The organism is Lactobacillus sp. JM1 (assembly GCF_009834385.1).
Taxonomy (GTDB): domain Bacteria; phylum Bacillota; class Bacilli; order Lactobacillales; family Lactobacillaceae; genus Lactobacillus; species Lactobacillus paragasseri.
Genome location: NZ_CP044412.1, coordinates 1,420,547 through 1,441,163, shown reverse-complemented (window position 1 = coordinate 1,441,163; position 20,617 = coordinate 1,420,547). Strand labels below are relative to the sequence as shown.

The following is a 20,617-nucleotide window of genomic DNA, read 5'->3' as shown; positions in this document are numbered from 1 at the left end:
ATTTAGAAGTTGAGAACAAGAAGAAGCTCCCGCTTCTCGCCTAAGTTAATATTACCTCTGGGCTGATCGATAATATCTGTTGATTAAAAGCGGGCGTTAACTTTGCCCGCTTTTTTCTTGTCCTCGAAATTAACGTGGAGGTGAATACTCATACCAAGAAATATGATCTTAAACGAAGATATTCGTGCTCGTGAAGTTCGTTTAATTGGAGTTGATGGCCAACAAATTGGTGTCGTTTCTAAGAATGAAGCTTTACGTAAAGCAGCTGACGCTGACCTTGATTTGGTTTTGCTTTCTCCTAATGCTAAGCCACCTGTTGCTAGAATTATGGACTACGGTAAATTCCGTTTTGAACAACAAAAGAAAGCCAAAGAAAACCGTAAGAATCAAAAGGTTATGGCTGTCAAAGAAATTCGTTTAAGTCCAACAATCGAAGGCAATGACTTTGACACTAAGTTAAAGCATGTTCGTAAATTCTTGACCAAGGGCGCTAAAGTTAGAGTTTCTATTCGCTTTAGAGGCCGGGCAATTACTCACAAGGAGTTAGGTAAACAGGTCTTAGAGAAGATGGCTGATGAAGCTAGTGACTTATCTAATGTAGTTACTAAGCCTAAGATGGAAGGCCGTTCAATGTTCTTAATGCTTGCTCCATTAAGTGAGAAAGATAAAAAGAAAAAGTAGTTAATTGGAGGAATAGATATGCCAAAGCAAAAAACACACCGCGCTTCAGCAAAGCGTTTCAAGAGAACTGCTAATGGTGGTTTAAAGCGTCACCATGCTTACACTGGACACCGTTTCCACGGTAAGACTAAGAAACAACGTCGTCATTTGAGAAAAGCTGCTATGGTTTCAGCAAGTGACTTAAAGCGCATCAAACAGATGCTTTCCCAAATGCGTTAATTATTAGAAGACTTTTTGAGGAGGAATTTTAGATGCCAAGAACTAAAGGTGGAACCGTAACACGCGCTCGTCGTAAGAAGATCATGAAGTTAGCCAAGGGTTACCGTGGCTCAAAACACTTACAATTTAAAGCTGCAAGTACTCAAGTATTTGTTTCTCGTAAATATGCTTTCCGTGACCGTAAGAAGCGTAAGAGTGAATTCAGAAAATTATGGATTGCTCGTATCAACGCTGCTGCAAGACAAAATGGTCTTTCATACTCTAAGTTAATGCACGGCTTAAAGGTAGCTGGTATTGACATGAACCGTAAGATGTTAGCTGATATTGCTTACAACGACGAAAAAGCTTTTGCTGATTTAGCAGATGCTGCTAAGAAAGCTTTGAACTAAAAATATTAAAAATGCTCCGCATAAGCGGAGCATTTTTTTCTCAAATTTGATTGAAGATATGTAATAAGCGACTTTTTTCTTGGTTAGAAGCAAAGGCAGCATTAATGGAGTTTAATAATAATTGATGTTCATCTAAATTTGTAAGATTAGTTTTAGTTTCAAGTAATTTAAACTCTTTAGGTAAATTGGTATTTGAAACGGTCATATTATCACAATTTAATGTTGCTTTTATTTTTCTTGAAAGCAGAGTTTTGATTGGATATGAGTCGATTTTTTTAAATACTTTAGTATTAAGATTAGAAGTGGCGCAACATTCTAGGGTAATATGTTGGTTAATTAATTCTTGAACTAGTTGCTCACTTTCTAAGCAGCGAATTCCGTGACCAATTCTTTTAGTGCCTAAGTCTAATGCTTCTTGCATTGATTCTGGGCCCGCTGCTTCTCCTGCATGAATTGTAAAAGGAATGTGCATTTCCTTAGCATCATCAAAGAAAGGCTTAAATTTTTTATTTGGAATTGGTCCTTCTGGCCCTGCTAGATCAATACCAACAACGTGTTCTTTAGCATATTTAGCAGCTAGTTTAACAGTTAAGTAGTTTTCTTGTTCTCGATCAGGCAAGCGCATAAGGCAGAGAATTAAGTTGGCGTGCAGAGGATAAAAATTATCTTCATGGTTATTTTGCCAGTTGTAGAATTTCTTTAATCCTAAAATACAGGCCTTAATTGCATCTTCTTGAGTAAGATCTTTTTGGATGTGGAGCTGTGGAGCAAAACGGATCTCTGTATAAACTAAACCTTGAGAGCGGAGTTTCTGTAAAAGATCAAAAGTTGCTGTTTCTAGATCTTTTTTTGTTTGCAGAAATAACAATGGAAAGTCGAATTTAGTTAAATATTCTTGTAAATCAGCACATCTTTCAGAAACAGACAACTTTTCTTTCAATTGCGAGTCAGTTAAACTGGAAAAATTGTGTACTTCCATTAACTTTTTAACGGTAGTGTATGGCAAAGAACCATCTAGGTGAAGATGGAGATCAATAAAATTTTTCATTTTTAGCTCCTTTGTGTAATACGGTGGAAAAGTTTAAATTGTTCTTATTTTACCATCTTTTGTGCTAAAGAAAAGTAAAATTTTAATTTTTTAATCAGCAAATATTTCTAAAGATTAAAGATTTCTGATACTATAGATATGAGAAAAAAGTGGAGATTTTTTAATGTTATTTAGACCTCGGTATACAATAGATACTATCTATCATTTAGATCCAAAACAGTTAAAAAAGATGGGGATTAAGGCTGTTTTTAGCGATTTAGACAATACTTTGCTTGCATGGAACAAAGCTGATACAGCAGTTGAAATGGATCAACTTAATCGCCGTTTAGCAAAAGCTGGAATTCGTTTAGTTGTTATTTCGAATAATAATGCTGAACGGATTGGAAAAGTTTTGAATCCATATCATATTTCTTTTATTGCAAAGGCTAGAAAGCCTCTTCCCATTGGAATTAATCAGGAATTAAAAGAACTAAATTTACAAAAAGATCAAGTCTTAATGGTTGGCGATCAATTGATTACTGATATGCAGGCTGGTAATTTAGCTGGTGTAGCTACAGTTTTGGTAAAGCCATTAGTTGAAACCGATAAGTGGAATACTAGAATTAATCGTTTTTTTGAAAAATTTATCTTCTTCTTTTTGAATTTAAGAAAGCCAGTAGTTTTTAAGGAGAAATTAGAATGAGTGAAGAATTGCGTTGTATTGGTTGTGGAAGTATATTGCAGGATCAAGATCCTAAAAAGTCAGGCTATTTACCAACTTCTGCCTTAAAAAAAGCTTTAACAAGTGATGACAATGAGGTATATTGCCAGCGCTGCTTTAGATTAAGACATTATAACGAAATTATGCCAGTTGAAGAAAATAACGATGATTTCTTGGCATTGCTCAATTCAATTAGTCAAAAAAAAGCCTTGGTTGTTAACGTAGTTGATTTATTTGATTTTAGCAATTCATTAATTTCTTCGATTAAACGTTTTATTGGCGGTAATGAATATATTTTAGTTGGTAATAAGGTAGATTTATTTCCGAAAAACTCTAAAGAGTCAAAAATCAAAGACTGGATGCGTCAAGAAGCCAACCGAAATGGTTTAAAGCCAGAAAAAATCTTTTTAGTTTCAGCTGCTAAAAAGAAAAATTTAGCTGATTTGATGGCTTTTTTAGCAAAAAAGGGTGAAAAGAAAGATATTTATTTTGTTGGAACTACTAATGTTGGTAAATCGACTTTAATTAATGCAATTATCAATATGAATAGTGATTTAAAAGATGTCATTACTACGTCTAAGTTTCCTGGAACAACTTTAGATGAAATTAAAATACCTCTTTCTAATGGTCATTATTTAATTGATACCCCAGGAATCCTGAACGCTAATCAATTGGCTAGTCACTTGAGTGGCAAAGAATTAGAAGTTGTTGAACCAAAGAAACCATTAAAGCCTGCAACTTACCAGTTATTACCGGGACAAACAATTTTCTTAGCTGGCCTCGGGCGCTTTGATTATGTTGATGGCCCATCAGCTGGTTTTACAATTTATGTGGCACGAGACCTTTATGTTCATAGAACCAAGACTGAGAATGCTGATACATTTTATGAAAAGCATAAAGATGACTTATTACTTCCACCAAGTAAGGAAGATAATTTAGGACCATTAAAAGGACAAACATTTTCACCAAAAGAAAAAAGCGATATTTTGTTTGGAGGCGTAGGATTTATTACAACACCAGCTAATGTTGTAGTGAAGGCTTATACGCCGGAAGGCATTGGTTTAGGAATTAGAAGAGCGTTGATATAATGCAGTGCGTTGTAAAAGAAAAGCCACAAGTAAAATTTGAACCAGCTACAAGTTCTGCTCAGCAAATTGGAATTATGGGAGGAACTTTTAATCCAGTCCATCTTGCTCATTTAGTAATGGCAGAGCAAGTTAGAAAGCAACTTCACTTAGACGAAATATGGTTTATCCCCAATAATACTCCACCTCATAAACAATTAGCAGGTAATGTCAGTGCTAAAGACCGCTGTGCGATGCTTGAATTAGCTACGCATGATAATCCATATTTTCATGTTAAACTTTTTGAGATAATGCGGGGTGGTACTTCATATACAGTTGATACCTTGCGTTATTTGAAAAAAAGAGCACCACGTAATCAATATTATTTGATTATGGGGAGTGATGAAGTAAATGATTTTGAAAATTGGCGTGAACCTGAAACAATTGCCCTTTTGTCGACATTAGTAGGAGTTAGAAGACCAAACTATCCACAAAATCCGAGATTCCCTATGATTTGGGTAGATGCTCCAAATTTAGATATTTCGTCTTCTCTAATTCGTAAAAATGTAGCTACCGGTAATTCTATTCGGTATTTAGTGCCTGAAAGTGTTCGTTTATATATTGAATCAAGAGGCTTATATCGTGACTGAAATTAATTTTGCAAAAACATATTCCCCGTTAACTTCTGCTGAAATTGTTGCTCAAGAAAAAAGCAACATGGATGAAAAAAGATTTAAGCATTGTATTGGTGTAAGTGAAACGAGCCGTAAGTTAGCTGAACTTAATGATTATGATCCGGATAAAGCAGCTTTAGCTGGATTTATTCATGATTATGCAAAGCAAGTACCTCCAGAACGATTTATTAAGGTAATTAAGGAACAACACTTTGATCAGGACTTACTTAACTATAATCGTGCTATTTGGCATGGCATTGTTGGGGCATATTTTATTGAGAAAGAGTTAAAGATAACTGATCCTGAAATTTTAACTGCAATTAGACGTCATACAACAGCAGATGTTGAAATGTCTACTTTGGATAAAATTGTCTTTGTTGCTGATTTTATAGAACCAGGACGTGATTTTCCAGGTGTAGAAGAGGCAAGAAAGGTGTCATATGCTAATTTAGATGATGGAGTAGGTTTTGAACTAGCTCATACGCTTGACTTTTTAATAACTAATAGAAAAAAGATATATCCTAAGACTTTTGCCGCATATAATAAATGGGCTGTGAAAGATTAGAATTTTGAAAGGAAAAAATAAAATTGGATAGCAAGAAATTATTAGATTTAACCGTAGAAGCAATTGATGAGAGACATGGTGAAGATACTGAAGCATATGATATGCAAGGAATTAGTATTTTAGCAGATTACTATGTTGTAACTACTGCAGGCTCAAATCGTCAACTTCATGCAATTGTTAATAGCATTATTGATAAAATTCATGAACAAGGAAAAGAAGATTACCGTATTGAAGGAACACGTGATTCTAACTGGCTTTTAGTAGATATGGGAGATGTAGTTGTAAATGTCTTCACTGCGGATGCTAGAGACTTTTATGGCTTGGAAAAGCTCTGGAGCAATGGTAAGAAGTTAGAATTAAACTTAGATTAAAGGAAGACGTATGAGTGTAATTGGCATTGTAGCCGAATATAATCCTTTTCATAGTGGACATGAATTTTTATTAAATCAAGCACGTTTAGTTGCCGAAAATGATCCAATAATTGTTATAATGTCAGGCAATTATGTTCAACGTGGACAAATGGCGATTATGGACAAGTGGCAAAGAGCCAAAGCAGCTTTAAATTCAGGTGCTGATTTGGTATTTGAACTACCTTTTTCTTTTGCAGTTCAACCAGCTGATATTTTTGCTAACGGTAGCATCAGGATGTTAAGCAATTTAGGAGTATCAGAATTATTTTTTGGAGTGGAAGATGCTAATTTAAATTTCTCTTATTTAGGACAAAAAATAAATCAAATTCCTAAAAATCGAATGGATTTTAGAGATTATACTCAAACTTATGCTACGCAATATAATGAAATGGTTGCTAGAGAAGTAGGTCATGAAGTAAACCAGCCTAACATGATGTTAGCTGTTGCTTATGCTGTAGCTAGTGAACAACTAGAAACTCCGCTTCATCTGCATCCCGTGACAAGACTAGGGAGTGGGCACGATGATCCACTTTTGCAAGACAAGATTATTTCTTCTGCTACTGCAATTAGAAACTATTGTTTACATCACCCAAATGATTTAACTGAATTGAAAAAGTATCTTCCTAAAGGAGAACTAGCAGCACTAGAAAAACAAAAAGTCTACCCCAATTGGAATCTTTTATTTAATTTTTTAAAGTATCGGATTGAAAGCGCCAGTTTAGAAGAATTACGCTCAATCTATCAAATGAGCGAGGGTTTAGAGTACAAAATGAAAGAAGAAATTCATACTGCGGAAGATTTTACTTCATTTTTACGCCAGATTAAGTCTAAACGCTATACTTATGCGCGCCTAAGAAGGCTTTGTCTCTACACTCTTTTAAACGTAACCGAAAAGGAAATACAGACTTCATATCAAGATGTTTCAACGCTATTGCTTGGCTATAATAGTCGTGGAAGAAATTATCTTAAGAAAATTCGGAAAGATGTTGAACTCCCAATTATTTCTAAAGTCGATAAGAAAAATGCAGCGAGTGGAACTTTAGGTCTGCAAGTAAGAGTAGATCGACTTTTTGAACAAATTATGGGTAAAGATCAAAACTTTGGTCGAAGACCAATCGAGGTAAAATAATGTTAAATTTTTCATATTCACAAATTAAAAATAGCCGTAATCCCTTGACTCACGTTGATGAAGATGTCGAGTTAAGTAAAGATTTTTTTGATAGAAGTAAAGAATTACTTGAAGATGCCAAAAATGTGCATGTTAGTGGCGATTTCTTTTATGATGAACCCTTTGTAACTGGGAATTTCACTGTAGAAGCAGATGTAATTGCCCCATCTACTCGAAGTTTGAAGCCGGTAAAACTGCATCAAGAGTTTAATTTTACTGAAAATTATAGTGAAGTTGAGCCAACTCAAGAGCAGCTTGATGAAGAAGATACTATCGTAACTGTTAAGGATGATAAAATTGATCTTCAAAAAGCTGTAGAAGACAATTTATTATTAAGCTTACCATCAGTTATTCTAACGCCCCAAGAAAAAAGTGAAGGTGATTTCCCTGAAGGAGAGGGATGGAAGGTTATTTCTCAAGCGGCTTATCAAGAAGAACAATCAAATAAGGAAAATCCAGCCTTTGCTAAGCTTAAAGATTTATTCAAAGATGAAAAAAACAAGGAATAAACCCTTGCATTAATGTATTTTTAAATTTAATATTAATTTATTAATAAAATTTTTAACCAGATTAATTATAGTGTGGAGAAAATAATGAGTAAAATTCTGATTATTGAAGATGAAAAAAATCTTGCCCGTTTTGTAGAACTAGAATTAAGACATGAGAAATACGAAACTCAAGTTGAAGGAAATGGTCGAAAAGGATTAGATTTAGCATTAAACGAAGATTTTGATGCAATCTTACTTGATTTAATGTTGCCAGATCTTAATGGATTAGAAATTGCTCGTCGCGTTCGCCAAGAAAAAACTACTCCAATTATTATGATGACTGCAAGAGATTCAGTGATTGATCGAGTTTCTGGCTTAGATCATGGTGCTGATGACTATATTGTTAAGCCTTTTGCAATCGAAGAATTATTGGCTCGTTTACGTGCAGTCTTAAGAAGAGTACAAATTGAAAAGAGAGCTATGGGCGACACGATGGGTGTTCAAAAAGTTGTTCATTTTAATGATTTAACCATTGAAACAGCTAACCGAATCGTTCATCGCGGAGATAGTACAGTCGATCTGACTAAGCGTGAGTACAACTTGTTAATGACATTAATTGAAAACAAAAATAACGTTGTTACTAGAGAGCAACTCTTAAATAAGATTTGGGGACCTGAATCTAAAATTGAAACTAATGTTGTCGAAGTTTATGTACGTTATTTACGTAATAAGATCGATGTACCGGGCCGTCCTTCATACATCAAGACTGTTCGTGGTACCGGTTATATGGTAAGAACGGATGAAAATGATGAAGCACGTGAAGAAGCAAAATAAATCGACCAAAGAGACCCTCAAGTCCTCGCTAACCTTTAAGTGGGTAAGCTTAGTTGCAGCGACAATTACGGTCTCTTTTGTTATATTTTCAATTGCAATTTATTCTTTAGTAAAGCAGCAAATTGTTTCGCAGGAAAGAAATTTGACTGAAAGTGTTGCCACCACCTTTCAGAGAAGATTGGTCGAAATTCCGACCAGTCTCCAGATTTCAAATGTTGTTCCTCAGCTTTCGCCTAATACTAATCGAATTTTGGAAGGGCAAACCCCTATTACTTCAAATGATGGGGGAAATGTCTTTAATGATGATGTTTTAGCGACTTTGTCGAATCGAGATACAAGTATTACTATTTATAATCCAAGCGGAGATGTGGTCTTTAGTAATGGAAATGTTCCTGATAATGGAATGCCTCATTTTAGCAAGACAGAGAATCATGTTTTAAAGGTAGAAAACACAAAAGGAAAAATCCATATGAAAATTTATCAGAAGATTTTTTCTGATAAAACACATCGATTAACTGGATACTTAATTGTTGATAATTCGATGGATCAACAAAATCATGTTTTGAAATCAATTCGTAATTGGATGATTGGTCTGTCGATTATTGCAATTATTGTTTTTGTCGGTTTATCATATTTGATTGTTAATAGTGTTGTCCAACCGATCAAAAAGATGTCACAGATTTCTCATGATATTAATGAAGATCCAACTAATAAACGAAGAGTTCCAGATCTCCATCGAAATGATGAGTTAGGTGAATTAGCTACTTCATTTAATGAAATGCTAGATCGAATGCAGGCGTATATGCAACAACAGAAGCAATTCGTTGGGGATGTATCTCATGAGTTACGTACACCGGTGGCTGTAATTGAAGGACACTTGAACTTACTAGAACGATGGGGAAAAGATGATCCGCAGGTCTTAGAAGAATCAATTCAAGCCTCTCTTCAAGAAAGCAAACGAATGAAACATTTAATTCAGGAGATGCTTGACTTAACTAGGGCTGAACAAGTTGATTTACAGTATCCTGATAAAACGGCTGATGTTAACGAAGTTCTTAATCGAACAGTTAATGATATGAGAATGATTCATCAGGATTTTACAATTACATATGATGACAGTGACTTAGCACCAGATACAATTATCAAGATCTATCGTAATCACTTAGAGCAAATTTTGATTATTTTAATTGACAACGCAATTAAGTATTCTACGGATCGTAAAGAAATATTAGTTGATGCAGCTACCGAAAAAGATAAAGTTAAAATTTCCGTCCAAGATTTTGGTGAAGGTATTGCGCCTGATGAGCAAGATAAGATCTTCAATCGTTTCTATCGTGTAGATAAAGCTCGAACTCGTGAAAAAGGTGGTAATGGTCTAGGTTTAGCTATTGCTCAAAAATTAGTTGAAAGCTACCATGGAAAAATTAGTGTTAGTTCGACACTTGGTTCAGGCAGTAAATTTATGATTGAATTTCCTTTGTTAAAGTCTAAACAAGAAAATAAATGATAATAAAAAGAAATCCATTTTGTAGTGACCTACAAAAATTGGATTCCTTTCTTATTTGCTTATTAATCTTTATCAGAGTTATGAGGACGTTTTTGCTTACCAGCATTTCGTGCACGTAAATCTTGATGAAGATCTTTTTCTGTTTCGTTATTAGTATTTGATGAAGTAGTAGTATTAAGAATACTATCGATTGTTTCTTGAGTGACTACTACCTTAAGTGGACGCTCATTTAATTCAGCTGCAACATCCTTTTTTACTTTTGGCATGATGATGAATGTAGTAATTACTTGTTGCAAGATAGCAATTAAACCACCAACTAAGAAGTAAAGAGCTAAGGCACCAGGAGCTGAAATACTGATGAAGAAAGTCATTGCTGGACTCAAAATCAAAGTCATCTGCATGGCTTTCTTCTGTTCTTCAGGAATTCCAACCATTGATAGATAACCTTGAATTACATAAAGCAAGGTAGCAATGATGGTTAGAACAATTGAGCGCTGCCCCAAAGAAATACCAAAGAAACTTGAAGCAGCTAATTCTTTAGAATAAGCTACTGCTTGATAGATCCCAATCATAATCGGCAGTTGGATAAGTAATGGTAAACATCCCATTCCACCCATCATGGACATATTGTTATCTTTATAAACTCGCATTTGAAGTTGGCTAATTTGCATTTGTTGCGGTTGAGTTAAGCCAGGTTTTTTCAGTGCTTCTTGAATCAACTTCATTTGTGGTTGAAGTTTTTGAGTCTTTTCTTGCTGTGTAGTCATTTTGCGCTGAGATGCAAGACGAAGCGGCATAACAATTAACTGAACAACAAAAGTAATGATAATAATTGCCCAGCCAGCACCATTTGAGCCACCAATTTGATGCTCAACAGCTAACATGATATTTTGAATTGGCTTACCAAAAAGACTAAAAACCCAAGCATATGGTCCACTAGTAGGTGCTTGATAGATACTTTGACTATTGTTAGCACAACCAGTTAAGACTAATGCCAAGATAGTTAGCATGGCAAATAGACTAAAATATTTAGTTTTTGATTTCATTAACTATAACCTTTCCTACTTTATTGTTACTGGAATAAAGTTTACTAGTTATTTGTTAAAGTATCAATAAACCACACTAAAGCGAGTAAATTTTTCTGCATTGGAGATTGTATTTAAATCAACATGATCCACATGTCCAGCTACTGATGGTGAAGCTTTAATTTTTTTAATAAAATGTTCTAAAGGAAGCTCCTCCCCTTGAGCTACAATAGAAACTGATCCATCAGGGTTATTTTTAACAGTGCCGGTAATTCCTAATTCTTGTGCAATCATTTGCGTGGTCCATCTAAAGCCAACACCTTGGACAAGACCGGTAACTTTCATTGTGACAGTTTTCATAAATATCGCTCTTTTCTTTATCTTCTAACTTAAATTTTAACATGTTAATTTTGAGCGAGGTAATTTAAAATATTAGATTAGAAGGAAGTAGAAATTATGATAGAAATTAATTCAGTAAACAATCCGACAATTAAGAGTCTTAGAAAGCTAGAACAGAAGAAATATCGTAAAAAGACTCAAACTTATTTAATCGAAGGTTTTCATTTAGTTGAAGAAGCACTCAAGAATCACGAAAATTATCTATATATTTTAGGAACTTCAGCAGCTTTAGTAAAACTTACTGCTCATTATAAGTTGAAGGATGACAAGGTAATTCAAATTACTGATGCAATTGCAGAGCATTTGAGCAGTACTAAGAATAGTCAAGATATTTTTATGGTTTTACCGATTAATCAGCCTAAATCATTTAGTTTTGAATATGGAAAATGGGTTGTTTTGGACAACTTAACTGATCCAGGAAATGTAGGCACTATTATTCGTACAGCTGATGCAGCTGGATTTGATGGAGTTGTTCTATCTGAAGAAAGTGTAGACTTGTATAATCCCAAAGTTCAGCGTAGTATGCAGGGCAGTCAATTTCACATTCAAATTGTTCAGAATCCAATCTTAGCAGCAATTAGTAGCTTTAAGGAAAATGGAATTCCAGTTTATGTAAGTATTCTAGATAAAACAGCCAAATCATTGAATAATTGCATTTCTGTTCCTCAATTAGCCTTAGTAATTGGCAATGAAGCTCATGGGGCAAGTAAAGATGTAATTGAAACAGCAGATAAAAAGATTTATATTCCAATAAAAGGTAAGGCAGAGTCATTAAATGCAGCAGTAGCAGCTGGAATCATGATTTATCATTTTTCATAAGCTTACAGCTTGTTTTAAGTAAGTAATATTACTATAATCTTTAGTATAGATTGATCTAAAAATATTTTGATTTTTTAGGAGGAATTATAAATGTCCCAAGAAATTGAAAGCAAAACTAAAATGGGTGACTGTCCAGATCCAGAAGATTACTCACTGTGTTCGCATTTTATTGATGCTTTTGCAATTATTGGTAAAAAATGGAATGGTTTAATTATTAGCTCTTTGTGCGATACTAATGCAATGCGTTTTAAAGATTTAGCACGTTGTATTAGTAAGTGTTCTGATCGAGTTTTAGTTGAGCGATTGAAAGAACTAGAAAAGGACGGTATTGTTAATCGTACAGTTGATGAAAAGAGCGGTATTATTAGCTATACTCTGACTCAAAAAGGAGCAGACTTACACCCTGTTTTTGAACAAGTTCATAATTGGGCAGATAAATGGGCCTAAAGATAATTGCAAAGTTAAGTAAAAAGATTTAAGATACTATTATACTTAAATGCAATGATTAAGATTAGTAATGTAGATATCTTTTTAGAGAGAGTTTGATTGGTGGAAAAAACTTAAGATAGAAGCATGAATTTCATCTTAGGAGCAGAATCTAATCAATTCCGGTATTTCACCGTTATATGAAGAGAGTGTGAACACGCACTTTTTGTGCTAGTTCAAACTAGGGTGGTACCGCGAAGCTTCGTCCCTTTTGGGACGGAGCTTTTTTTGTTGGAAAGGAAAATGAGATGGACTTATTCGATAGAATAAATAAGTTAAAAGAAGAAGGATTAGATCAAATCAAGCAAGCTGAAAATCAAAAGATGCTTGATAAGATTAGAGTTGAATTAATGGGGCGTAAGGGTGAATTAACTCAAATTCTACACTCAATGAAAGATATCGCACCTGAAAATAGACCAAAAGTAGGTCAAGAAGTAAATCAAGTTCGTGATATTCTTCAAAAGCAATTAGATGAAGCAAAAGATCATTTCTTACAAGCAGTAATTGCTCAAAAATTAGAAGAAGAAAAGATTGACGTGACTTTACCAGGACGTGAAGGACATTTAGGTTCCAAGCACCCAATCAATATTATCTTGGATGATTTAGAAAGCTACTTCATTGGTATGGGATATAAGGTAGTACAAGGTCCAGAAATTGAAACAGATCACTACTGTTTCGAGATGATGAACTTACCTAAAGATCACCCAGCACGTGATATGCAAGCTACTTTCTATATTGATAGTGAAGACTTGCTTAGAACTCAAACTTCAGGAGATCAAGCAAGAGTCTTAGAAAAGCATGATTTTTCTAAAGGACCATTAAAGATGGTGGGACCTGGTAAGGTGTACCGTCGTGATGATGATGATGCGACTCATTCTCACCAATTCCAACAAATGGAAGGTTTAGTAGTTGATAAAAATGTTACTATGTCGGACCTTAAAGGTACTTTAGAAATGATTGCCAAGCATGTCTTTGGTCAAGATCGTAAAACTCGTCTTCGTCCATCCTACTTTCCATTTACTGAACCATCTGTTGAAATGGATGTTTCTTGTTTCAACTGTAACGGTAAGGGATGTCCAATTTGTAAGTATACTGGTTGGATTGAAGTACTTGGTGCTGGAATGGTTCACCCTAACGTTTTAGAAAATGCTGGCGTTGATTCAACAGTTTATGGTGGTTTTGCCTTCGGTTTAGGCTTGGACCGTTTTGCAATTTTGAAATACGGTATTTCTGATATTCGTGATTTTTACACCAACGATGTTCGTTTCTTAGCACAATTCCGTAAGGAGGAAGATTAATGCTTGTTTCATATAACTGGTTGAAAGATTTTCTTGATTTAGACGAAAATCCTAAAGATTTAGGAGAAAAAATTACTAGAACTGGTGTCGAAATTGCATCAGTAGACCATCCAGCAGAAGGCTTAAAGAAGTTAGTAGTTGGTCACATTTTAGAATGTGAAGATATTGAGGGAACTCACTTACATAAGTGTCAAGTTGATGTAGGTGAAGATGAACCAATTCAAATTGTTTGTGGAGCTCCAAATGTTGCAGCGGGTGAAGATGTGATTGTTGCTTTACACGGTGCAAGAATCGCAGGCAATGAAAAGATTAAGCGTGGTAAAATTCGCGGAATTAAATCAAATGGAATGATTTGTGGTCTTCAAGAAATTGGTTTTGCAGATAAGACTGTTCCTCAAAAATATGTTGATGGAATCTTTGTTTTCCCTAAAGATTCCGATGTAAAACCAGGTGAAGAAGTTTATGAAGCACTTGGTATGGATGACTACATTTTAGACTTTGATATTACCCCAAACCGTGCTGATACTTTATCAATGGAAGGTGCAGCATATGAAGTTGGTGCAATTGTCGATAAAAAGCCTAAGGTTGAGCCAGTAGTTCTTAAGGCAGATGGTCCTGAATGGACTAATGAATTAGATGTTAAAGTTGATGAAAAATTAGCGCCTAAGTTTTACTTAAGAAAAGTTTCAAATGTTAAAATTGGCGAAAGTCCATTATGGATGCAAAGACGTCTTTGGAATGCAGGATTGCGGCCAATTAATAATGTGGTTGATGTAACTAACTATGTAATGCTATTGACTGGACAACCACTACATGCCTATGATGCTCGTACTTTTAAAGATGGTAAATTAGAGGTTAGAAAAGCTAAGAAAGGTGAAAAGCTTACTTTACTAAACGATAAAGAAGTTGACTTAGATCCAAACGATATTATTATTACCGATGGTCAAAAGCCAGTAATGATGGCTGGTGTGATGGGCGGTAAAAGTTCAGAAGTAGAAGATGATACGACTGATGTAATTTTAGAATCTGCTATTTTTGATGGAACTAGTGTTAGAAAATCTGCTTTACGTCATGCTAATCGTACTGAAGCTTCAAGTCGTTTTGAAAAAGGGGTTAATTGGGATAACACGCAAAAAGCTTTAGATATTGCTGCTCTGTTATTACGTAATGATGCAAATTGTACTGTTAACGAAGGTGAAATTAAGGCAGCTGATGTGCAAAGAAATCCTTCAGTAGTTAAAACTACTGTTTCATACATTAACAAGGTATTAGGAACAGAATTAAGTAGATCAGAAATGGAAAAGATTTTTGATCGCTTAGGCTTTACTGTTGATGGATCAAAAGATGAATTAATTGTTACAGTTCCAAATAGAAGATGGGATATTTCTATTCCAGCAGATTTAGTTGAAGAAGTAGGTAGAATTTATGGCTATGATAACTTAAAGTCTACTCAACCTCTTTTAGCTGAAACTCATGGTGGATATTCAGAAAAAGAAACTGCTATGCGCAGAATCAAAGATATTGTTCAAGGACAAGGCATGATGGAAGCAATTTCTTATTCATTGACTTCTCCGGAAAAAGCAATTTCATTTACCAAAGATCCTAAGCCAGTTGTAGAAGTTCAATGGCCATTGAATTCAAGCCGTTCAACGATGAGAGAAAACTTATTAACTGGTTTAGTTGATGCTGCAAGCTATAATATGGCACGTAAGCAAAAGGAATTAGCCTTATTTGAACAAGGTAGAGTTTATGATCATGAAAATAATACTTTTAATGAACATGAACATTTAGCTGCTCTTTATTCAGGACATACTGTGTCAGCAAATTGGCAACATTTAGATCAAAAGATTGATTTCTACTTTGTAAAAGGCCAATTAACTAATTTATTTAGAGCAATTGGAATTAAGGATACAGATATTGAGTATCGTCCAGAAATCATAGTTGGTATGCATCCAACTAGAACAGCTGGTATTTACCTTAATGATCAATATGTTGGTTTAATTGGGATGATTGCTCATACAGTTACTACCCTTGATAAGGCATTGCGTGGAAGTGAAATTTATGGCTACGAAATTGATTTAGATACGATTGTTTCAATGCTTCATAAGGGAATGAAGGCCAAAGCTGCTCCTAAGTTCCCAGCAATTGAACGTGATTTATCATTATTAGTACCTAATGCAGTAACTAATGCCCAAATTGAAGCCCAAATTAAATTAAATGGTGGCAAGTATCTTCATGATATTCAAGTCATTGACGTTTATGCTGGTAGTCAAATTGAAGCAGGCCATAAGTCAATTTCTTATTCATTAACTTTCTTGAATGAAAAAGATACATTAACTGATGAAGTAGTTACTAAAGCAATGGAAAAAATTGAAGCAGATCTGAAAGAAAGTCTAAAGATTAAAGTTCGTTAATTCTTTTCTAGGGAGCTTTGCTATAATTGTCTTAGATTTTTGTGATTTTCGGAGGAAAAGCGTTTGCTAAATCAGGACAAAAAGAAAAATCATGAGTTAGAAGAACAGGCATCTAAAAAAGTTACCCGTTGGATTCTTAGTGGATTAGGTGCTATTTTAGTCTTGTTTATCTTAATTGGAGGCTGTTATGTTGGCTATGCCCTTCAGCCTGCCAACCGTCATGATGAAGATGTCGTTAGTGTTCATATTCCTGCAGGTGCAACTAATAGTCAGATTGCTCAGATTTTACAGGAGAAAAAGATTATTAGAAATGCGATCATCTTTAACTTTTGGTTAAAGAGTCATAGTGCAACCAATTTTCAGGCAGGTAATTTCTATCTTTCACCTTCAATGCATAACAAGGAAATCGTTAGTCAATTGCAAGGTGGAGGCGGCCGTCCAGTTGTCGGTCACGTTTTGATAAAAGAAGGACAAACGATTGATAGTATTGCTACGACAGTTGGTAAGAATACGAAATATAGCCGTCAAGACTTCTTGAAGCTAATGAAAGATCAAAGCTTTATGAAGAGTTTAGAAAAGCAATATCCTAAGCTCTTAACTAGTTCAATGAACAGTAAAGGTGTTCGCTATCACTTAGAAGGATATCTCTTTCCGGCTAAGTATGATGTCTATCAAGGTGCTTCTTTGAAAGAACTAGTTAACCAAATGGTTGATAAGACTGATCAAGTTTTACAACCTTACTATAGTTCTATCAAGAAAAAACATTTGACTGTACAGGAAGTTTTAACTTTAGCTTCTTTAGTAGAGCGTGAAGGTGTTAAGTCTAAGGATCGCCGCATGATTGCTGGGGTATTCTTTAACCGAATTAAAGCAAATATGCCACTTCAATCTGATATTTCAGTCATGTATGCGCTGAATAAGCATAAACATTCTTTGACCCTAAAGGATATTAAGGTAAAATCTCCATATAACTTGTATGTTCACAAGGGATATGGTCCGGGACCATTTAATAATCCGAGTTTAGATTCAATTAGTGCTGTATTAAACCCAATCAAGTCTAACTATCTCTACTTTGTTGCAAATCTTAAGACTGGTAAGGTTTACTACAATGAAAACTATGACGAACACTTGAAACGGAATAGTAGTTTAGGCCAGTAAAAATGGTTGACTTTTTTTAGTAGAAAACATAAGCTGGTTGGTGCAAAGAATAATAGGTATAGGTAAGGAGAATTTTTAGTATGGCAGAAAAAGTTTATCCAATGACCGCTGAAGGTAAGGAAAAACTTCAGAAGGAATTAAAAAACTTAAAATTAGTAAAACGTCCAGAAGTTATTGAGAGAATTAAGGTTGCTAGATCATTCGGTGACTTATCAGAAAATTCTGAATACGATGCTGCAAAAGATGAGCAAAGTGCTGTAGAACAACGTATTGTTCGAATTGAACAAATGCTTAAGTATGCACAAGTTGTTGATGCAGATAGCGTTGATCCTAACGAAGTTTCTATCGGTAAGACTGTTACCTACACTGAAGTAGGTACTGATGATCCAGAAACCTATACTATCGTTGGATCTGATGAATCTGATCCGCTTAACGGGAAAATTTCTAATGATTCACCAATTGCTCAAGCTTTACTTGGCAAGAAAAAGGGTGAAAAGGTAACTATTAACACTCCTGGTGGAACATTTGATGTAACTATCAATGATGTTAAAACATTGAACTAACTCTGACTCGTTTATAAAAATGCTTAACTTGCTCTCTTGCAAGTTAAGCATTTTTTGGTTTGAAAATAAATATAATTATAAGTGAAATGAGTGAAATTATAAGACCGATTAGAAAGGCAAAGGGAATATAAATCAAAATTAAATGATGATTTCCTTTGCTTAATTTGGCACTCAAAAAATTATGAGCAAATTTTTCTGTTCTTAGAAATTTGCCGTTATCTAAAATTAGCCAGTTTTTTGAATAAGGAATAGTAGAATTAAGCAGTTTATTTCTTCTAGCAATGTAAGTGAGCTTTAAAGAAATAGGACTAGTTTGCCAAGTAATAGGCTGTTTTTTGTTAAATTTACGAATAATTTGGATAAATTCATGCTCTTTAAATTGTAGTACTCGAATTCCACTCAGATTAGTTTTTTCATTATGTAAATTAAAAGTAATTTTTATTGGAGCATTTGGAGAATAATAACCAATATTTAATAATTTGTTTGAAATTCCTAAATCTTGATTATTAAGATGATGTCCATTGACAGTAATGGAAACAGAATTTGCATCTAAATTTGAAGGAAGTTCTAAATAATAAGGTCCTTTTTGAAAGGCAGAAATTTTGAAAGAAATTGTTGCAATTCTGCTTTTGTTAATTTTTTGATATTCATTAATATTTTTAGTGGATTTGATATTTTCTAGTTTATTAGGATTTGTTAGGTACAAGCTATTAAAGAGATTAATTTTTTTACCAACAATGCTATTAAAAAGAGTATTTTGATTAGCAGATGGCATACTGGCATAAAAGTTTGTTTTCTTATGTGATGGAGAGATAAAAATAAGAGGTAAAGCTGAAGAATTTTTTCTAATTTGTACTTGTTTAAAACTTTTGACAATCTTATTCGTAATTAAATCGGGTCGATAAAATGCACTTGTAAAAACTATTTGTTGTTTTGAAGGAAGTTTTCGCCGATTCTTAATCGGAACGATATTGTATTTAACGCCTAAAATACTATCAGATAAGGGAGTAGCAAAATTATTAGTAAAAGAATTATCATTATTTTCAAGACCTAAATACTCAATCAAATTAATAGTTGAACGGTCAGAAATGGAGTTGAAATTACTAATACCATAATAGTTATTGCTTAAAGGATCGTCATCTGAACGCGTAAAAGTTTTTTCTGTTCGATATAGGCCAGAATCATATTTGTGTAAATATGATGTACTTTCAGAGATGTTTTTAGTGAAATTGGTATAGTCAAAGTTTTTTTGATAAGAAATATTATCAAGGCTAGCTAACAAATTGATACTTACTTCAAGACCAACAATGCCAAAGAAAATTACTGGGATCCATTTATAGTTGAAAAACAAAAGAATTAACAAACTACATAATAAAAAGAGAATAGTTAAAGTAATATTTGTTTGATTTAAAAACTCTTTTTGATGAAGATTTAGAAAAAGAAATGAGCTTAAACTAATTACTAGAAGAAAAGACACTATTTTGCTGCTAATATTAAATTTATGTGTGTGAGCAAGAACCTGAACTCCGAGATAAATTGCGTAAAAAGAAAAGATAAAGCTAAAGCGAGCTGGATACCAAACTGGGTATTGACCTAAGTGCCAAAGTAAAATAAGAGGATTGAAACTAAAGGAAAAGAATAAAAATACTAGTAATAACGCGGAGGCTACCTTTTCTTTAATAGAAAAATGGTGGTTGATGAAATAGAGGATGCAAAGAAGAGTAAAGATACTAGTTAAAAAGATATTAGGCAGCCCTTTTTCCATTTCAGTAAAGTTAAAAGCACCTACAGTCAATTTATAAAATGTTTGATATGGAGCAAATTGAAATCCCATTGATAAAGTAGTATCTGAATGAATTTTTCCATTTAATATTTCAAAGAAAGATGGTAGTAATATGATTGCAGCTAAACTGGTGCCAAGAAAACTTTTAGTAAAATATTGAAAGATAATCTGTCTCTTAGAAAAAGAAGAATTGAATAGCGTATTAATAAAGTAAAGTAAGCCGAAGAAAAGCACCATGAAACCAGTATAAAAATTAGCAAACCATAATAAAAAAGTGATCATGGTAAGATAGAAGTAGTGTTGCCTTTTGTTTCCTAATTTATCAATAGAGTCAAGCAACAGAGGTAGCAAAATTAAACTGTCAAGCCACATTAAGTTTAAGTTATAACTAACAACAAATCCGCTTAATGAGAAGGCTAGACTAGCTGCAAGAGCAAAAATTCTGTTATCGCCATTGAAGAATTTTTGAAAATAATAAAAACTGCTAAGTCCGATGCTTCCAATTTTTAAACTAATAATTAAAAGAATTGCTTCGGGTAATTGCGACTTGGAAAAAATAAATAATAAAAAGTTGAAGGGACTAGTTAAGTAATAAGCCCAGGTTCCAATAAAGGAATTACCTAAGCCACTACTGAATGTAAAAATAAGATTTAGCGGATTAGAAAATAAGTTGTTTTTATAAAAAGCTAGAAAATCAATATATTGCTGCCCTAAATCAACAGTTAGAATTTCATGATTGCGATAGATAAAGTAGCTTGCAAAAATGCAGGCAGGTAGTAAAAAGGAAAGCCAATATAGATAATTGTTTTTGAAATATGTTTTAACTTGGTTGATAAACATTGATAGAGTCCCTACTTCTTAAGAATATATAATTATTGCGATTTTCATTGATAGAAAAATAGAATTTAGATCCGTTTTTTGCTAA

At 33.9% G+C, this 20,617-nt stretch carries 22 protein-coding genes and 2 other annotated features; of the genes, 18 read left to right on the top strand and 4 right to left on the bottom strand.

Translation table 11 applies throughout. The features are described from left to right. The first annotated feature begins 11 nt into the window (after positions 1-11). Positions 12-124: a sequence feature (ribosomal protein L20 leader region), on the top strand. A 38-nt stretch (positions 125-162) separates the two neighbouring features. From infC to rplT, 3 genes are read left to right on the top strand one after another with little or no spacing between them, the layout of a single operon-like run. Next, positions 163-681: a translation initiation factor IF-3 gene (gene infC, locus F3I00_RS07375; RefSeq protein ID WP_003646916.1), complete on the top strand. Its 519-nt coding sequence runs from the start codon at positions 163-165 to the stop codon at positions 679-681. Positions 682-699: 18 nt separating this feature from the next. After that, positions 700-900, top strand: coding sequence for a 50S ribosomal protein L35 (rpmI, locus tag F3I00_RS07370; RefSeq protein WP_003646917.1), 201 nt, complete (start codon positions 700-702; stop codon positions 898-900). A gap of 32 nt (positions 901-932) precedes the next feature. Beyond that, complete coding sequence (gene rplT / locus F3I00_RS07365; RefSeq protein WP_003646918.1) at positions 933-1,289, top strand: 50S ribosomal protein L20; 357 nt, start codon at positions 933-935, stop codon at positions 1,287-1,289. Positions 1,290-1,329: 40 nt separating this feature from the next. On the opposite strand, the gene add is transcribed toward rplT, so the two are convergent. Further along, on the bottom strand, positions 1,330-2,337 hold the full coding sequence (add, locus tag F3I00_RS07360; RefSeq protein ID WP_020806750.1) for an adenosine deaminase: 1,008 nt from the start codon (positions 2,335-2,337) through the stop codon (positions 1,330-1,332). A gap of 163 nt (positions 2,338-2,500) precedes the next feature. Between add and F3I00_RS07355 the strand changes: the two genes are divergently transcribed. From F3I00_RS07355 to F3I00_RS07315, 9 genes are all read left to right on the top strand, one after another. Further along, entirely contained in the window at positions 2,501-3,019 is a 519-nt protein-coding gene (locus F3I00_RS07355; protein WP_020806749.1) for a YqeG family HAD IIIA-type phosphatase, read from the top strand. Next, positions 3,016-4,125: a ribosome biogenesis GTPase YqeH gene (gene yqeH / locus F3I00_RS07350; RefSeq protein ID WP_003648365.1), complete on the top strand. Its 1,110-nt coding sequence runs from the start codon at positions 3,016-3,018 to the stop codon at positions 4,123-4,125. The genes F3I00_RS07355 and yqeH overlap by 4 nt, the downstream gene beginning before the upstream one ends. Then, positions 4,125-4,751 (top strand): nicotinate-nucleotide adenylyltransferase, encoded by a 627-nt coding sequence (locus F3I00_RS07345; RefSeq protein ID WP_003648366.1) that lies wholly within the window; start codon positions 4,125-4,127, stop codon positions 4,749-4,751. Before yqeH ends, F3I00_RS07345 begins: the two co-directional genes overlap by 1 nt. Beyond that, positions 4,744-5,340, top strand: a complete 597-nt coding sequence (gene yqeK, locus F3I00_RS07340; RefSeq protein WP_003648367.1) for a bis(5'-nucleosyl)-tetraphosphatase (symmetrical) YqeK — start codon at positions 4,744-4,746, stop codon at positions 5,338-5,340. Before F3I00_RS07345 ends, yqeK begins: the two co-directional genes overlap by 8 nt. A gap of 23 nt (positions 5,341-5,363) precedes the next feature. Then, positions 5,364-5,711 carry a ribosome silencing factor gene (gene rsfS / locus F3I00_RS07335; RefSeq protein ID WP_003648368.1) on the top strand — a complete coding sequence of 116 codons (348 nt, stop codon included), beginning with the start codon at positions 5,364-5,366 and terminating at the stop codon, positions 5,709-5,711. 10 nt (positions 5,712-5,721) lie between these two features. Beyond that, positions 5,722-6,879 carry a nucleotidyltransferase gene (locus tag F3I00_RS07330; RefSeq protein WP_020806748.1) on the top strand — a complete coding sequence of 386 codons (1,158 nt, stop codon included), beginning with the start codon at positions 5,722-5,724 and terminating at the stop codon, positions 6,877-6,879. Beyond that, a complete protein-coding gene (locus tag F3I00_RS07325; protein WP_020806747.1) occupies positions 6,879-7,427 on the top strand; it encodes a DUF177 domain-containing protein in 549 nt (182 codons plus the stop codon). Before F3I00_RS07330 ends, F3I00_RS07325 begins: the two co-directional genes overlap by 1 nt. An 84-nt stretch (positions 7,428-7,511) precedes the next feature. Next, complete coding sequence (locus tag F3I00_RS07320; RefSeq protein ID WP_003646926.1) at positions 7,512-8,240, top strand: response regulator transcription factor; 729 nt, start codon at positions 7,512-7,514, stop codon at positions 8,238-8,240. Continuing rightward, complete coding sequence (locus F3I00_RS07315; RefSeq protein ID WP_003648372.1) at positions 8,206-9,747, top strand: HAMP domain-containing histidine kinase; 1,542 nt, start codon at positions 8,206-8,208, stop codon at positions 9,745-9,747. Before F3I00_RS07320 ends, F3I00_RS07315 begins: the two co-directional genes overlap by 35 nt. A gap of 62 nt (positions 9,748-9,809) precedes the next feature. Here the strand turns inward: F3I00_RS07315 and yidC are convergent, their stop codons facing one another. Together yidC and F3I00_RS07305 are read right to left on the bottom strand one after the other, a co-directional pair. Beyond that, positions 9,810-10,793: a membrane protein insertase YidC gene (yidC, locus tag F3I00_RS07310; RefSeq protein ID WP_003648373.1), complete on the bottom strand. Its 984-nt coding sequence runs from the start codon at positions 10,791-10,793 to the stop codon at positions 9,810-9,812. Between the two features lie 63 nt (positions 10,794-10,856). Then, entirely contained in the window at positions 10,857-11,132 is a 276-nt protein-coding gene (locus tag F3I00_RS07305) for an acylphosphatase (protein WP_003648374.1), read from the bottom strand. 96 nt (positions 11,133-11,228) lie between these two features. Here F3I00_RS07305 and F3I00_RS07300 point away from each other — a divergent pair, with 96 nt between their 5' ends. The 6 genes from F3I00_RS07300 (at position 11,229) to greA (ending at position 17,909) form a co-directional block, all read left to right on the top strand. Further along, the gene (locus F3I00_RS07300; RefSeq protein WP_003648375.1) at positions 11,229-11,990 is read left to right on the top strand and encodes an RNA methyltransferase; all 762 of its coding nucleotides are present in this window, start codon (positions 11,229-11,231) and stop codon (positions 11,988-11,990) included. A gap of 90 nt (positions 11,991-12,080) precedes the next feature. After that, positions 12,081-12,437, top strand: coding sequence for a helix-turn-helix domain-containing protein (locus tag F3I00_RS07295; protein WP_065169763.1), 357 nt, complete (start codon positions 12,081-12,083; stop codon positions 12,435-12,437). Positions 12,438-12,482: 45 nt separating this feature from the next. Further along, positions 12,483-12,689 (top strand) — a binding site (T-box leader). Between the two features lie 35 nt (positions 12,690-12,724). Further along, positions 12,725-13,774: a phenylalanine--tRNA ligase subunit alpha gene (gene pheS, locus F3I00_RS07290; RefSeq protein WP_020806745.1), complete on the top strand. Its 1,050-nt coding sequence runs from the start codon at positions 12,725-12,727 to the stop codon at positions 13,772-13,774. Continuing rightward, positions 13,774-16,188: a phenylalanine--tRNA ligase subunit beta gene (pheT, locus tag F3I00_RS07285; protein WP_020806744.1), complete on the top strand. Its 2,415-nt coding sequence runs from the start codon at positions 13,774-13,776 to the stop codon at positions 16,186-16,188. The genes pheS and pheT overlap by 1 nt, the downstream gene beginning before the upstream one ends. 63 nt (positions 16,189-16,251) lie before the next feature. Further along, positions 16,252-17,346, top strand: coding sequence for an endolytic transglycosylase MltG (mltG, locus tag F3I00_RS07280; RefSeq protein ID WP_003648378.1), 1,095 nt, complete (start codon positions 16,252-16,254; stop codon positions 17,344-17,346). A gap of 80 nt (positions 17,347-17,426) precedes the next feature. Next, positions 17,427-17,909 (top strand): transcription elongation factor GreA, encoded by a 483-nt coding sequence (gene greA / locus F3I00_RS07275; RefSeq protein ID WP_020806743.1) that lies wholly within the window; start codon positions 17,427-17,429, stop codon positions 17,907-17,909. Between the two features lie 43 nt (positions 17,910-17,952). Here the strand turns inward: greA and F3I00_RS07270 are convergent, their stop codons facing one another. Continuing rightward, positions 17,953-20,532, bottom strand: a complete 2,580-nt coding sequence (locus F3I00_RS07270; RefSeq protein WP_020806742.1) for a YfhO family protein — start codon at positions 20,530-20,532, stop codon at positions 17,953-17,955. Positions 20,533-20,617: the final 85 nt, after the last annotated feature.

Coding starts and splice junctions, on each gene's coding strand:
- infC (WP_003646916.1), top strand. CDS start 163: ATGATCTTAAACGAAGATATTCGTGCTCGTGAAGTTCGTTTAATTGGA.
- rpmI (WP_003646917.1), top strand. CDS start 700: ATGCCAAAGCAAAAAACACACCGCGCTTCAGCAAAGCGTTTCAAGAGA.
- rplT (WP_003646918.1), top strand. CDS start 933: ATGCCAAGAACTAAAGGTGGAACCGTAACACGCGCTCGTCGTAAGAAG.
- add (WP_020806750.1), bottom strand. CDS start 2,337: ATGAAAAATTTTATTGATCTCCATCTTCACCTAGATGGTTCTTTGCCA.
- F3I00_RS07355 (WP_020806749.1), top strand. CDS start 2,501: ATGTTATTTAGACCTCGGTATACAATAGATACTATCTATCATTTAGAT.
- yqeH (WP_003648365.1), top strand. CDS start 3,016: ATGAGTGAAGAATTGCGTTGTATTGGTTGTGGAAGTATATTGCAGGAT.
- F3I00_RS07345 (WP_003648366.1), top strand. CDS start 4,125: ATGCAGTGCGTTGTAAAAGAAAAGCCACAAGTAAAATTTGAACCAGCT.
- F3I00_RS07330 (WP_020806748.1), top strand. CDS start 5,722: ATGAGTGTAATTGGCATTGTAGCCGAATATAATCCTTTTCATAGTGGA.
- F3I00_RS07325 (WP_020806747.1), top strand. CDS start 6,879: ATGTTAAATTTTTCATATTCACAAATTAAAAATAGCCGTAATCCCTTG.
- F3I00_RS07320 (WP_003646926.1), top strand. CDS start 7,512: ATGAGTAAAATTCTGATTATTGAAGATGAAAAAAATCTTGCCCGTTTT.
- F3I00_RS07315 (WP_003648372.1), top strand. CDS start 8,206: ATGAAAATGATGAAGCACGTGAAGAAGCAAAATAAATCGACCAAAGAG.
- yidC (WP_003648373.1), bottom strand. CDS start 10,793: ATGAAATCAAAAACTAAATATTTTAGTCTATTTGCCATGCTAACTATC.
- F3I00_RS07305 (WP_003648374.1), bottom strand. CDS start 11,132: ATGAAAACTGTCACAATGAAAGTTACCGGTCTTGTCCAAGGTGTTGGC.
- F3I00_RS07300 (WP_003648375.1), top strand. CDS start 11,229: ATGATAGAAATTAATTCAGTAAACAATCCGACAATTAAGAGTCTTAGA.
- F3I00_RS07295 (WP_065169763.1), top strand. CDS start 12,081: ATGTCCCAAGAAATTGAAAGCAAAACTAAAATGGGTGACTGTCCAGAT.
- pheS (WP_020806745.1), top strand. CDS start 12,725: ATGGACTTATTCGATAGAATAAATAAGTTAAAAGAAGAAGGATTAGAT.
- pheT (WP_020806744.1), top strand. CDS start 13,774: ATGCTTGTTTCATATAACTGGTTGAAAGATTTTCTTGATTTAGACGAA.
- greA (WP_020806743.1), top strand. CDS start 17,427: ATGGCAGAAAAAGTTTATCCAATGACCGCTGAAGGTAAGGAAAAACTT.
- F3I00_RS07270 (WP_020806742.1), bottom strand. CDS start 20,532: ATGTTTATCAACCAAGTTAAAACATATTTCAAAAACAATTATCTATAT.